The following is a 13,230-nucleotide window of genomic DNA, read 5'->3' as shown; positions in this document are numbered from 1 at the left end:
ATAATTAGAAAAATCAATATATTATAATATTCTAATGAAATACTAAAAGCATTTTTAAACAATGACAGAAATATTACCTAATAAAGCAAAGGAGCTAAAATGAAAGTTGGATTTATAGGACTTGGAATCATGGGAAAACCTATGGCGAAAAATATATTAAAAGCAGGATTTGATTTAGTTGTTACAAACAGAAGTAAGGCATCTGTTAAAGAACTAGTTGCTCTTGGCGCTTCAAGTGCTCAAAGTGCTAAAGAAGTAGCACAGCAAGTTGATGTTCTTATCACAATGTTACCAAATTCTCCACAAGTAAAAGAAGTTGTTCTTGGAAAAAATGGAGTTATTGATGGTATAAAAGAAGGGACTGTTGTTATTGATATGAGTTCAATTGCACCTTTAGCTTCACAAGAGATTTCAGCCCAACTTTCAAAAAAAGGTGTTGAACTACTTGATGCACCTGTAAGTGGTGGAGAACCAAAAGCAATAGAGGGAACACTATCTGTTATGGTTGGTGGGAAAAAAGAGGTATTTGATAAGTTTTATGAACTAATGATGTCAATGGCAAGTTCCGTTGTTTATACTGGAAAAGTAGGAGCTGGAAATACGACAAAACTAGCAAATCAAATTATTGTTGCTCTTAATATTGCTGGTATGTGTGAGGCTTTAGTATTAGCTACAAAAGCAGGTGTTGAGCCTGAATTAGTTTATGAAGCTATTAGGGGAGGGCTAGCTGGAAGTACTGTTTTAGATGCAAAAGCTCCTTTAATTATGGATAGAAAATTTGAGCCAGGATTTAAAATCAACTTACACATAAAGGACTTACAAAATGCACTTGATACAGCACATGAGATAGGAGCTCCTATTCATTTAACAGCGGCCGTTATGGAAATCATGCAAGCTATGAAAGCTCAAGGTGAAGATCATTTAGATCATGGTGGATTAATTAGATATTATGAAAGATTGTCAAAAGTTGAAGTAAAAAGATAACTTCATAAAAAGAGTTTTAAATATTTATTTAAAACTCTTTTTATAAATATTTAATACTGTATCTAAAAGAGCTGCTATTACTGGCCCTATTATAATACCTATAGGTCCAAAAGATATTATTCCTCCAAGAATTGATACGAGGATAACAAGATCGGGCAATTTTGCATCATTTCCAACAATCCATGGTCGAAGAAGATTATCCACTAATCCTACGAATACTATTCCCCATATAATAAGAGCAATTCCCCATCCAATACTACCTGTAAACATAAGATATACTACTGCTGGCAACCACACTACAGGTGCCCCTAATCCAGGAACAGCAGAAAGAAGAAAAACTACACTTCCCCAAAATACTGGTCCATTAAGTCCTATAACCCAAAATGCAACTCCTACCAATAGGCCTTGAATAAGTCCAATTATAACTATACCTTTAAGGGATGCTTTAGTTACTGTTAACCCACGATATATAAGTTCATCATAATCTTTTTTTGAAAGAGGAAGTAAAGAAGATAGAGAATTTAATAATTTTTCTCCATTTATCAAAAAGTAAAACATAGCATAAAACATAATAAATAAACTCATAAAAAACCCAAGAGTTCCTTTAGTTGCACTAGATAAACTTGAAACCAACCAACTTCCTATTGCATTAGTTGCTTCAGAGGCTTTTTTGAGAAGAGTCTCATTTAAAGAATCAAATTTGTCTTGTAATGGTAACCAAGTAGGAAGTTGTTGACTTAGTGAAAAATCTTCTTTTAATAATTCTTTTACTAAGGGACTTGTCTTTTCACTAAATTGTATTGCTTCATTTGTGACCATACCTGTAAGAACTGCCAAGGGAAAACCTACGGCTAGAATAGATATGATTAGTACAGTAGATGCAGCCAAAATAGATTTATTTTTGAAATAAAAAAGAACTTTTTGATAAAGAGGATAAAGTAAGCCTGAAAAAATTGCAGCAAGAACAAGAGCTATTAGAAACTCTTTAATCATTCCAATAAAACCCATTAAAACTATAAATAGTAAAAGTAGTATAAAAGCTTGTTGGAGTTTATTTGGGTGTTTGTCATTCATTATTAAGTTCCTTGGATATTAAAAAATTGATATAGAAAGTAAACTATATCAATTCTTTACTTTTTTATTTTTTAATCCAGTTATCTTCATCATTTTTTTCATATGTAGTTTTCACTGCTGCCCAAGCAACTTTATGAGAAACTTCTTCTCTTGAACTATCATCTTTTCTATCTTTTGGGTTTTTGTATTCTTCCCAAGCACTATTATATGCTTCTTTATATATTTCTTGTGCATGCTTTGGTAGATTGTCTTTTACTTGTTTTGGTAATTGATTAATACTTTTGTAAGGCATTTTCACTCCAAATTTAAATTAGTTTGTTATTATCATAAAATATAAACTTGTCTGACACTTTTTATAATATAAGTATCAGACTGTTTATAGAGTAATTTATTTTGAAGAAGTAAACTCTTCTTCATATTTTTCCCAAGTATCTTCTAACTTTTTATATGCATTTATGAAGCCTTCTTTTGTATATTCCCATGCATTAGATGTACTACTTTTCATACTTCCATACCATTGAGCAACTTGATTACGCTGATCACGAAGATTTTTCAAATTCTCACGAGTTTTTATACGAACATCTTTGCTCATTTTATCCCATTTATTATCAACTTTTGATTCTAAAATATCGATTTGATTATCTAGCTTATTTAAACTTATTTTTACTTTTTTAAGCGTCTCATCTTTTTTATCAACAGTATAACTTCCAATAGTTTTAAATAACTCTTGAGTATCTTTTTTTACTTCTTTAATTGAGGTATTTATATTTTCTGTTTGAGCATATGATAAAGTTGTAATACCAAGTAAGCCGATTAGCATTAATATTTGTATATGTATTTTCATTTGTAATCTCCTTAATTATGTTATGCTAACTATAATAATTATTTAAATCTTGAACTAGCTGAATCAAAGGCATCACTTAGCGAATTCCATGCACTATCCATGCCTATTTTTAGGTCTTCCCATGCATCATCACTTGCATTTTGATCTCAATGAATTTCTTATTAGTATTTTCTTTCATAGATTTTAATTTATCTATTTCTTCATAGTATTCAATTTTTTTGTTTGCTTGTGCACCTTCAGCTTTTGCTTTAAGTTTATCTATTTGTGCACTCCATTCATCTAGTTGTGCCTGTAGTTTTTTTTCATATTCTTTTTTCATACTCATGATATTCTCCTTTAATATTATTTGCTTTTATTTTCTTATATAAATTATTAATAATATTATTTATTCCCTATAATAAAATATATTTGTAGATACTATAGGTCCTAATGTATCACAATTAAAAGGTAGTTTTATTGATTTGTATTTCATAATAATCCTCCTTGTTTGCATAAACTATAACAAAAGCCAATTAAATATTCCTTAAACATTATGGGTAAAGTTGCATTAAAGATAGAAAAACAATGAATATAGTCATTTATAAATACTTTTTTGAAATAAATATATTATTTTTTATATACTATTATTAAATATTAAGTTTTATTTATGATTAATATTCATTATGATAGTTTAAAAGTTACATTTGTAAAATAAAAGGATAAAAAATGGCAACTCAAGAAATTACAAAATTAAAAGAAGAAATTGAAGTTTTAAAAGCTGATATAAAAGAGTTATCTGCTAGTTTAAAAGAAGCTGCTGCAACTAAAGTTGATCGTACTGCAAGCAAACTAGATATTTTTGATGGCTTATCAATGGATGAATTAAAAACAAAACTATATGAACTAAAGAACAAAGGTTTAGATGAAGTTGGTGAAGTTGAAACTAAAATCAAAAATGATCCTTTTAAAAGTGTTGCAATTACATTTGGGTTAGGTTTTTTAGCCGCTTGGTTAGTTAAAAAATAGTATGTCAAAAGTCACAATTTCAGAATTTATTATTTCTGTAATAGAATTAATAGAAGCTCAAGTAAGAGAAATTGAATCTTCTTTTGTAAGTAGTGCAAAGGGTTTGATAATAAAACTTTTTTCACTTTCTTTACTTGTTTTAGCATCTGTTTTTTTCTTTTTAGGGATTAAAGTTTGGATTGAAAGTTATTTAGGTGAAATCTTTGCCTATCTTATAACATCATTTATTATTTTGGTATTAGCATTAATAGTTTCTAAGGTCGCCTCATGGAAAATAGAACAAAGAAGATAGAAAAACTTAATAATTTAGTATCTCAGTTAGAGGGGAATGACTCTATATTTACTAGAAAAGTTACTTCTGTTAAAATCGCTAAGTTAAAACTAAGAGCAATTGATCCTGGATATGATATAAGCGATACCTTAAAAAGTTTTAATTCAGGGACAAAAGAAGAGTTAATTGCTTCTTTTATAAGTCAAAATTATGTAAAACCTTTTTTGGTAAAACTATTAGCTAGATTTTAAAATAATTATAAAATAAATAAAAGGAAAAAACAATGTTATCGTGGTCATTAACTTTTTTAGTTGTTGCAATAATTGCAGGAGTTTTAGGATTTACAGGTATAGCAGGTGCAGCTGCAAGTATTGCTCAAACAATATTTTACATATTTTTAATACTGCTTGTTGTCTCAGCAGTTGTAAATGCATTGAAAGGTAAAACTCCTTAATTTAGTTCTATACTAAATTTAACATAACTGAAATTTTTAAATTTGTATTTTTAGGTTATATAATTATAATCTTATTTTATTATAGTGGAAAAATATTATAAATTATAATTTTATATGGAGAAAAATATGAATAATAAAATAACACCCTTATCTGTATTAGATTTGATACCAATAGGGGAGGGCTTTACTATATCACAAGCTATTGAAAATAGTACAAAACTAGCTCAAAGTGTTGAGGATTTTGGATTTACTCGTTATTGGGTGGCTGAACATCACAATTTCCCTGGAATCGCTAGTGCTGCTACTTCTGTAATACTAAGTTATATTGGTTCAAAAACTCAAAAGATAAGAATAGGTTCTGGTGGAATCATGCTTCCAAATCACGCACCTTTGGTCATCGCAGAGCAATTTGCTACTTTGGAATCTTTATATCCAAATAGAATAGATTTGGGATTAGGAAGAGCTCCTGGTACTGATAGACAGACAATGATGGCACTAAGACGAGATATCAATGATGACGACTTCCCTATGATGCTTAAATATTTACAATACTATTTATCAAATGAAGCAGGTAAAAAAGGAATAAAAGCAATACCCGGATTTGGATTGGATATTCCTATTTGGTTACTTGGTTCTAGCACCTTTAGTGCACAATTAGCTGCTCAAAAAGGTTTGCCTTTTGTTTTTGCTTCACACTTTGCACCTGATTTGATGGACGAGGCTATACGAATATATCATGAGAACTTTAGACCATCTTCACAATTAGAAGAGCCATATGTAATAGTATGTATCAATATAGTTTGTGCCAATACAAATGAAGAAGCACAATATTTAGCTACAACAGAACTGCAAAAGTTTCTTTACCTTCAAAGGGGTGAACAAAGTTTATTACCAAAACCAACAGAAGATATGAGTAGTTTATGGGAAGAATGGGAAGAAAGAGGTATAAGACATAAAACAAGAGAATCTATCTGGGGGACACCAGAAGTTGTAAAAGAAAGACTTGAACGACTGATTCAAAGAACAAGTGCAAATGAAATCATGATAAACTCAATGATACATGATCCAGATAAAAGAATAAAATCTTATGAACTCATTTCAAAAGTTTGGTTATAAAAACCTTTTCCTATAAAACAAGCTCGTATTTTCACGAGCTTGTCAAATAATCAAGAAATAAATCTAATATTACGATTATCTTTTTATATCTACAAAAAAAGCACCTCTTAAATCATCTAATTTATAATCAATTGCTTTATCCTTTGGATATTTAGCTTTTATTATTGAATAAGCTTTTTTATTTCTATTTTCGATAGTTCCATGACAGGCTAAACATTTATTTTCTATATAAAGTGGTTTATAAACTTGATAATGGTTTTCTTCTATTTTTTTAACTACCATTTTAGGCTTAATACCTTTTTTTATGTCATCTCTAATCTCATTTAATACTTTTATTTGAGCTTCTGTTGCTTGGTTATTTGGATTTCTTGGTTTATCAGTTACTCTTTTTATAGAAATACCTTGAGGAAGATTTGCCGCACTATTTTTCATAAGGTTCGTTGCCTCTTCTGAACAGAAAGTTGCAGCTTGAACAACTCCTCCACTTTTCATTTTACTACCTAAGTGCTTTTTTAATGTACCACCCACTTGTTTTATTGCATTTATTGCCTCTTTTTTAGCTTCCTGTTCACTTAATGTATTGTTTGCAAATGTATAACTTGTTACTAATATTGAACAAATAAGTACTGCATTTTTTATATTTTTTACTAGCATTTTTTCTCCTATTATTATAATAAATTCTTATAAGTATAATGTAATAAATATAAAAATTTCATAAAGTACTATTTGAAATATAATCTATATAATAGTACTTTTGGAATATAAATGTATTTTTAAAAAAATAATTTATAATCTCTTAATATTGAAGAATACTAAAAAATATTATTTCAAATATTTTTTTTTAACTATACTTTTGAGATTGATGTTTCTTATGGTTATCAAAAAATTCTTATACTAATTTTTTGATAATAAAATCTATTTTTAAATTAAAAAATAAGAATATGTTTTCGTACTTTTTATTTGACTGATAATTTTAATTACTATAAAATCTATCTTTGCCACTACTTTGCCACAAAAAATCGGTAAATTAGTTGCATTATTAAAATACAAAGGGTTAAAAATATGTTAAAAGGAATTATCACCTTATTGATATTTCAATTTATAGGTGAGTGTATAAGTAGACTATTTTCACTGCTTGTTCCGGGAGCTGTGATAGGAATGATTTTGTTGTTGGTATTTTTAATTATTAGGAAGAAAAGTTTTCATAGCTTGGATACAACTGTATCATTTTTTCTTAAATACTTACCACTTCTTTTTATTCCTGCTGCGATGGGGATTATTACTCAAGTTGACACTATATCAAAAGAGTTTCTTGCTATTAGTATCTCTTTATTTATTGGAACCGTTTTGTCTTTGGCTCTTAGTGCGAAAATTTTAGATTATTTTGCAAATAAAGAAAGTGTAAAAAATGAATTTTGAATCACTAATACAATATATACATACTACACCCTTGACTTGGTTGATAGTTACTCTTAGTTCTTTTAAACTTGGAATTATTATTTATAATAAGTCCAATAAAAATACACTTTTTCAACCTATCATTGTAGCTTATATTATCATTCTCTCTCTTGTATATATTACAAATACTTCTTATGAAGAGTACTTCAAAGGCGTAGAAATCATTCACTTCTTTTTAGGTGCAGCAACTGTAGCTTTGGCACTGCCTTTGTATAAAAATTTAATCTACATCAAGTCTTTATTTTTTCCTATATTTATAACTTTATTTATTGGAAGTTTTTCTACTGTATTTATTACGATAACAATATTGTGGCTTTTTGATGCAAATATACTTACAATCTTATCGATGACTACCAAATCTATAACAGCACCAATTGCTATTATCACATCAAAAGAGATTGGAGCAATACCATCTTTGGCAATAGGTTTTGTGATTATTACGGGTATTATTGGAGCAGTATTTGGTACAACTATTTTCAAAATCATTAAAGTCAAAAATGATACTTCTCAAGGCTTTGCACTTGGATTGATTTCCCATGGAATAGGTACAGCTAAAGCTATTGAGATATCAGAAAAAGCAGCTGCCTTTTCTGCACTTGCTATGGGATTAAATGGAATATTTACTGCTATTTTTTTACCGATTATTTTGAGTTTTTTCAAATAAGAAGAGAGAATATCTCTTCTTATTTATTAAGTTCCACTTCATTTAGATACTCTTTAAATGAAGATGTATTTAAATTATCAGTTTTATATGAAGTAATTAAATCACCAATAAAACCTACTAAATTATCAGCTGTAACTTTTACACCAGTTTTATGTGCAAATCTACTTCCTTCTACTCCACATACTTGTCCACCAAGAATTACATCATAACCTTCAACTCTATTGTTATTTTCATCTCTTACTTTTGTTCCTACAAAACCTATATCAGAGATTTGAGGGTGAGAACATGAATTTCCACATCCAGATATTGCAATAGTCACATTTTCTTTAAAATCAGGATGATTTTCTTCCAATTGTTTTACCACAACTTTTGAGAATTCTTTTGTTTCTGTAATACCAAATTTACAAAACTCATTACCTGTGCATGATTGAAGTCTCGCTCTAAATGGCGTTGGAGCATAAGGATAACCTAGTGCATCTATTTCATCTGCAACTGTTTGGGCATCTTGTGTTTTTATTCCATATAAGATAAAGTTTTGTGTTGGAGTAAGTGCTATACCTTTTACACCATATTTTTTACATATATTACTTATACTTTGGAAATCCTCTCCTGCTATTCTTCCTGAGTTTGTTGCAAATCCTATAAATGATTCACCTTCTTGTTTTGCTTTATAAATACCAAAATGGTTTCTATTTTCATGGGGTGTGATTTGTGGTTCTTCAAAACCATCTTGTAGTTTATATCCAAGTCTAGTCTCTATCTCTTCTACAAACTTTTCTAATCCCCAGTCATTGACTAAGTGTCTCACTCTTGCTTTGTTTCTGTTTTCTCTATTTCCATGGTCTCTGAAAATCTCAGCACATACTGCTGCTACATCTTTTACTTGTTCTTCTTTTACATATTTGTTTGTTCTATATGCTATTTGCTTAGATTTTGATAATCCACCTGCAATCGTAAAATCAAATAATATATCGCCATCTTCTGTTTTAAATGCTGTAAATGCTACATCTTGAACTTCATGATTTGCAGTATGTCTTCCACACCCTGAGATTCCTAATTTATATTTTCTACCAAAGTTAGAAAATCTATCATCATTTTTATCAAAGTATGAGTCAACTTCTTTTACTAAGTGTGATACATCATAAATCTCTTCTGGATCTATTCCTGCTATTGGTGAAGTCATAATTGGTCTTGGTCCATCACCTGATGCCATTCGAGAAGTAAGACCAACTGAATCTAGTAATTTGAATATCTCAGGTAAATCTTTTATCTCAATATAATGAAATTGAACATTTTGTCTAGTGGTAAAATCTACCAATCCTTTTGCATATTTTTGTCCGATTTTTGCTAATACTTCTAGTTGTTCTAAATTTATTTTTGCATCAACTATTTTGATTCTTTTCATAAAGTATTTTTTATCTTCTAAATTCTGTGAATTTATATGAGGATACATTCCATACCATTTTAATAGTCCAATATAATCATCACTTAAAGGAATGCCTTCTTGTGCTTCTTTATATATATCGTCTATAACTCTTAAAGGGTTTCTAGATGCTTTTAATTTTTCTAATGGTGATAACTCTTTTTTTGTCAAAATTTTTCCTTTATATATTAATAGGTACTTAGATTTTATAATATTTGGGTGTCAATTAAGTGGTATAAAAACTTTGAAGGGAGTTTATAATCTTTTCTTTTAGACACAGCTTTTAATAATAATATTTGATAAATAAAGCTATTATTAATCATAAAAAAGTTTTATATAAAAATATTTTATTAGTAGGTTTTATTTGAAAATAATACATTTTAGTGATACGCACTTAGGATACAACGACTTAGAGATTTTAAATGAAGAAAATATCAATCAAAGGGAAGCGGACTTTTATAATGCTTTTTCTCAAATAGTTGATGACATAGAAAAAATCAAACCAGATTTTATAATACACACAGGTGACCTTTTTCATAGAAGTAGCCCAAGCAATCGAGCTATAACCTTTGGACTTAAAGAGTTTAAAAGACTTGATAAACTAAATATCCCTATCATCATGATAGCTGGAAACCATTCTACACCTAGGACAAACCTTAGCAGTCCTATTTTAAAGATATTTGAAGAGTTTGAAAATGTACATGTATCATATGAACAAAACTACAAAAAAATAGAGTTTGATGATATAGTTTTCCATACTTTACCACATATGAATGATGAAACAAAAGCAGAAGATGAAATAAACTTATGTGAAAAAAACATCAATCCTGATAAAAGAAATATCATGATGATGCACTGTTCTGTTGGGGCTTGGTATTTGATGCAAGAGTTTGGAGAATGGGTTTATCCCACAGACAAAGAGTATATCTTTTCTAAGATGGATTATGTGGCACTTGGGCATTGGCATGGTTTTGGCTCTGTTGGCAAACATGAAAATGTATACTATAGTGGAAGTAGTGAGCGCACAAGTTTAAATGACAAACGAAACTCAAAAGGATATGCCCTCGTAAACTTAAGTGATAAACTAAGCGTAGAATACAAAGAGATAAAAATAAGACCAATCATATCTAAAACAATAGATTGTGAAAACTACCAAAATGCACTTGATGATTTAGATAAAAGCGATACAAAAGATGCCATTGTAGAAGTAAAACTTCAAAACCTAACAACCATGCAATCAATAGATATACAAAACCAAGAGATAAAATTACTTTTTCCATTTGCTATGAGTGTGAGTGTAAAAAGAGAGTTCAAAAAAGATGCAAACGAGGGCGCGACTTTAGATGATATTCAAGCTTTATCTTTGGAAGAGTACTTCTTAGACCATATTAAAGAACAAAGCGAAAGCAAAGAGTTTGATAGACTAAAACCAAAAATCCAAGAACTATTTAGCAAGTACGAGGAGGCTTATGATGATACTTTGTAAGCTAAAACTTGAAAACTTCAAACGATACAAAACTTTCGAACTAGATTTTGATGAGGGATTAGTTGGAATCATAGGTAAAAATGGAAGTGGTAAATCCACAATATTTGAAGCCATTCTTTTTGCACTTTATGGGGAGTTTAAAGATAGAGGTTATAAAGACATTGTAAGAAATGCCAATGCCACAGATAAAGATGCTGTAGTAGTAGAACTAAACTTTGAATTTGACTCAATTGAGTATAAAGTAGTACGAGAATTCAGAGGAAAGGCGCTCAGTGCCAATGCCAAACTTTATAAAAATACTGAACTAATAACAAGTGGTGCCAAAGAAGTAACTACAAGTATCATGAAGCTAACCAAGATGAGTAAAGAAGCCTTTTTACATACTCTTTTTGCCAGTCAAAAAGAGCTAACAAGTCTAAGTAATAGCAAACCAGAAGATAGAAAAAGAATGATAAGAAAGCTTTTAGGCTTAGAAAAAATCGACTACATAGAAAAAGAACTCATAGAAAAAAGTAGAGAACTAAAAAGAGAGATTTCAGCCTTTGTAGAAGTGCTTTTAAGCGCAGAAGATATACAAGCCAAAAAAGAGCAAATAAAAGCAAATGAAGCCATCAAAAAAACTCTAAACGAAGAGTTACAAACCCAAAGCAAACAAATAGATAGCCTAAAACTAAAAGAGCTAGATATAAAAAAAGAGCTTGACCTTTTTGCTAAAACAAAAGAGGCAAAACAAAAAGCCCTAAGTGAACTAAATCTTCTAAAAAATAGTATCAACTCAAATATAGAAAACCAAAATAAACTCTCAACTGAACTAAAAGACCTAGAAGAAAAACAACTTCAATACAAAGCTCTAGCGCCTATAAAAAAAGAGTATGAAACCCTTCAATCTAGTCTAAAAGAGCAAATACAACTAAAAGAATACAGCCTAAAAAAAGAGGGCTTATTAAAAGAGCAAGTTCAATTAAGAGAGCAATACAAAAAAGCCAAAAATGACATAGCCCTTTTACAAAAAGAGTGCGAAGGTTTTGACTCACTAAGACAAAAAGAGCAAGAAAGCAAAACCCAACAAGAGCAAATAAAACAAGCCCTCACACAAATACAAACAAAAGAAAAAGAGCTAAACTCAAACATCTTCGCAGAACAAAGAGTGATAAATGACACCACAGCCAAAATACAACAAATCCAAGCCCTAGGCAAAGAATCCAACTGCCCAACTTGTACAAGACCACTTTTAGAAGAGTATGACAATGTAATAGACACTCTAAACTCAACTATACAAGAGATACAAACAAACAAAATCACCAAACTAAATAAAGAGCTACAAGAAGTAGAGACAAACAAAAAAACAATCGAAACTCAAAAAGAGCAAATAGACAAAGATTTAAGTGAACTAAACTCACAACTAGCCCTTATAAACAGTAAACAAAAAGATTTACAAAACCTATCAATCCATTTAAACAATGTAGAACAAAAAGGCAAAGAAAACAACGATGAAATAAGCAAATTAGATAAATACACTTACGATGAAAACAAACACAAAACACTAGAAAATAGTTTTAATGAAATCCAACCAAAATATGAACAAATGAAATCATTAGAAACCATGCTAAAAAGATATGATAGTGTAAAACAAGACCTAGAAACCATCAGCAAAAAAATCACAGAGCAAAATAGCACTTACGATACAAAAGAGCTAGACTACAAACAAATAGCCTACGATGAAACAACTCACACAGCCAAACAAAAAGAGTACGAAGAACACCATCAAACTTATGAGTTAAAAGTGAGCCAAGTAAATGAAATCAAAGTCAAAATAGCCCAATGTGAAGGTGAGATAAAAACCATCCAATCAAATCTAGACAACAACGAAATCCAACTAAAAAAAGTACAAACAAAAAAAGACGACCTAATCGACTACGACAAAATCAAGCTAAGCCTAAGTGAATTTAAAACAAAGCTAAACTCAAAAGTAGCTCCAAGAATATCAGACATAGCCTCAAACATGTACGCCCAAATCACAAAAGGCAAATACCAACACATAGAAGTATCAAACGACTTCGACTTCTACATCTACGATGAAGGAAAAAAATACCCAATAGAGAGATTCTCAGGTGGTGAAATAGACCTAGCAAACCTAGTCCTACGAATCGCCATATCAAAAACCCTAAGCGAACTAAGCGGAAGCTCACAAATAGGCTTCCTAGCCTTCGACGAAGTATTTGGAAGCCAAGATGAAGCAAGAAGAATGGAGATACTAGAAGCCTTTCATATGATAAAAGAGCAGTATAGGCAGATATTTTTAATCTCTCATGAGATGGAGATAAAGGAGATGTTTGAGAAAATCGTGGAGTTGTAGGTGTGATTTCCCATGTGGAAGCATTGAAAGAGAGAATTCCCTTGCAGATAAAGGTTGAGCCTAATGGTGATGGGACTAGTGGTTTGGATTTAAAT

Annotated in this window: 16 protein-coding genes; 10 read left to right on the top strand and 6 right to left on the bottom strand. The window is 30.1% G+C overall.

The features are described from left to right. The first annotated feature begins 99 nt into the window (after positions 1–99). Positions 100–984 carry a 2-hydroxy-3-oxopropionate reductase gene (garR, locus tag CRU95_RS11940; RefSeq protein ID WP_129101344.1) on the top strand — a complete coding sequence of 295 codons (885 nt, stop codon included), beginning with the start codon at positions 100–102 and terminating at the stop codon, positions 982–984. A 24-nt stretch (positions 985–1,008) separates the two neighbouring features. Here the strand turns inward: garR and CRU95_RS11935 are convergent, their stop codons facing one another. From CRU95_RS11935 to CRU95_RS11920, 4 genes are all read right to left on the bottom strand, one after another. Then, positions 1,009–2,058, bottom strand: a complete 1,050-nt coding sequence (locus tag CRU95_RS11935) for an AI-2E family transporter (protein ID WP_129101343.1) — start codon at positions 2,056–2,058, stop codon at positions 1,009–1,011. 64 nt (positions 2,059–2,122) lie between these two features. After that, positions 2,123–2,350 carry a ChaB family protein gene (locus CRU95_RS11930; RefSeq protein WP_129101342.1) on the bottom strand — a complete coding sequence of 76 codons (228 nt, stop codon included), beginning with the start codon at positions 2,348–2,350 and terminating at the stop codon, positions 2,123–2,125. A gap of 96 nt (positions 2,351–2,446) precedes the next feature. Then, complete coding sequence (locus CRU95_RS11925; protein WP_129101341.1) at positions 2,447–2,902, bottom strand: hypothetical protein; 456 nt, start codon at positions 2,900–2,902, stop codon at positions 2,447–2,449. A gap of 109 nt (positions 2,903–3,011) precedes the next feature. After that, positions 3,012–3,227: a hypothetical protein gene (locus CRU95_RS11920; protein WP_258238704.1), complete on the bottom strand. Its 216-nt coding sequence runs from the start codon at positions 3,225–3,227 to the stop codon at positions 3,012–3,014. Between the two features lie 380 nt (positions 3,228–3,607). Here CRU95_RS11920 and CRU95_RS11915 point away from each other — a divergent pair, with 380 nt between their 5' ends. The 5 genes from CRU95_RS11915 (at position 3,608) to CRU95_RS11895 (ending at position 5,748) form a co-directional block, all read left to right on the top strand. After that, entirely contained in the window at positions 3,608–3,907 is a 300-nt protein-coding gene (locus CRU95_RS11915) for a DUF883 domain-containing protein (protein WP_129101340.1), read from the top strand. A 1-nt stretch (position 3,908) separates the two neighbouring features. Then, a complete protein-coding gene (locus tag CRU95_RS11910) occupies positions 3,909–4,199 on the top strand; it encodes a hypothetical protein (protein ID WP_129101339.1) in 291 nt (96 codons plus the stop codon). Then, positions 4,175–4,429 carry a hypothetical protein gene (locus CRU95_RS11905; protein WP_129101338.1) on the top strand — a complete coding sequence of 85 codons (255 nt, stop codon included), beginning with the start codon at positions 4,175–4,177 and terminating at the stop codon, positions 4,427–4,429. Before CRU95_RS11910 ends, CRU95_RS11905 begins: the two co-directional genes overlap by 25 nt. A 32-nt stretch (positions 4,430–4,461) precedes the next feature. After that, positions 4,462–4,632 carry a DUF1328 domain-containing protein gene (locus CRU95_RS11900; RefSeq protein WP_129101337.1) on the top strand — a complete coding sequence of 57 codons (171 nt, stop codon included), beginning with the start codon at positions 4,462–4,464 and terminating at the stop codon, positions 4,630–4,632. Positions 4,633–4,758: 126 nt separating this feature from the next. Further along, positions 4,759–5,748: an LLM class flavin-dependent oxidoreductase gene (locus CRU95_RS11895; protein ID WP_129101336.1), complete on the top strand. Its 990-nt coding sequence runs from the start codon at positions 4,759–4,761 to the stop codon at positions 5,746–5,748. A gap of 75 nt (positions 5,749–5,823) precedes the next feature. On the opposite strand, the gene CRU95_RS11890 is transcribed toward CRU95_RS11895, so the two are convergent. Beyond that, entirely contained in the window at positions 5,824–6,402 is a 579-nt protein-coding gene (locus tag CRU95_RS11890) for a DUF3365 domain-containing protein (protein WP_129101335.1), read from the bottom strand. Positions 6,403–6,810: 408 nt separating this feature from the next. On the opposite strand from CRU95_RS11890, the gene CRU95_RS11885 reads away from it, so the two are divergent. Together CRU95_RS11885 and CRU95_RS11880 are read left to right on the top strand one after the other, a co-directional pair. Then, positions 6,811–7,167, top strand: coding sequence for a CidA/LrgA family protein (locus CRU95_RS11885; protein ID WP_129101334.1), 357 nt, complete (start codon positions 6,811–6,813; stop codon positions 7,165–7,167). Continuing rightward, positions 7,157–7,870: an LrgB family protein gene (locus CRU95_RS11880; protein ID WP_129101333.1), complete on the top strand. Its 714-nt coding sequence runs from the start codon at positions 7,157–7,159 to the stop codon at positions 7,868–7,870. The genes CRU95_RS11885 and CRU95_RS11880 overlap by 11 nt, the downstream gene beginning before the upstream one ends. Before the next feature lie 19 nt (positions 7,871–7,889). Here CRU95_RS11880 and CRU95_RS11875 read toward each other — a convergent pair whose 3' ends face one another. Further along, positions 7,890–9,464, bottom strand: a complete 1,575-nt coding sequence (locus tag CRU95_RS11875) for a nitrite/sulfite reductase (RefSeq protein ID WP_129101332.1) — start codon at positions 9,462–9,464, stop codon at positions 7,890–7,892. A 193-nt stretch (positions 9,465–9,657) separates the two neighbouring features. Between CRU95_RS11875 and CRU95_RS11870 the strand changes: the two genes are divergently transcribed. Together CRU95_RS11870 and CRU95_RS11865 are read left to right on the top strand one after the other, a co-directional pair. Continuing rightward, positions 9,658–10,779: a DNA repair exonuclease gene (locus CRU95_RS11870; RefSeq protein WP_129101331.1), complete on the top strand. Its 1,122-nt coding sequence runs from the start codon at positions 9,658–9,660 to the stop codon at positions 10,777–10,779. Next, on the top strand, positions 10,763–13,135 hold the full coding sequence (locus tag CRU95_RS11865) for an SMC family ATPase (RefSeq protein WP_258238703.1): 2,373 nt from the start codon (positions 10,763–10,765) through the stop codon (positions 13,133–13,135). The genes CRU95_RS11870 and CRU95_RS11865 overlap by 17 nt, the downstream gene beginning before the upstream one ends. The last annotated feature ends 95 nt before the right edge of the window (positions 13,136–13,230 follow it).

Source organism: Arcobacter sp. F2176, assembly GCF_004116465.1.
Lineage (GTDB): Bacteria > Campylobacterota > Campylobacteria > Campylobacterales > Arcobacteraceae > Arcobacter > Arcobacter siniprincipis.
This window is presented reverse-complemented; position numbering and strand designations above follow the sequence as displayed.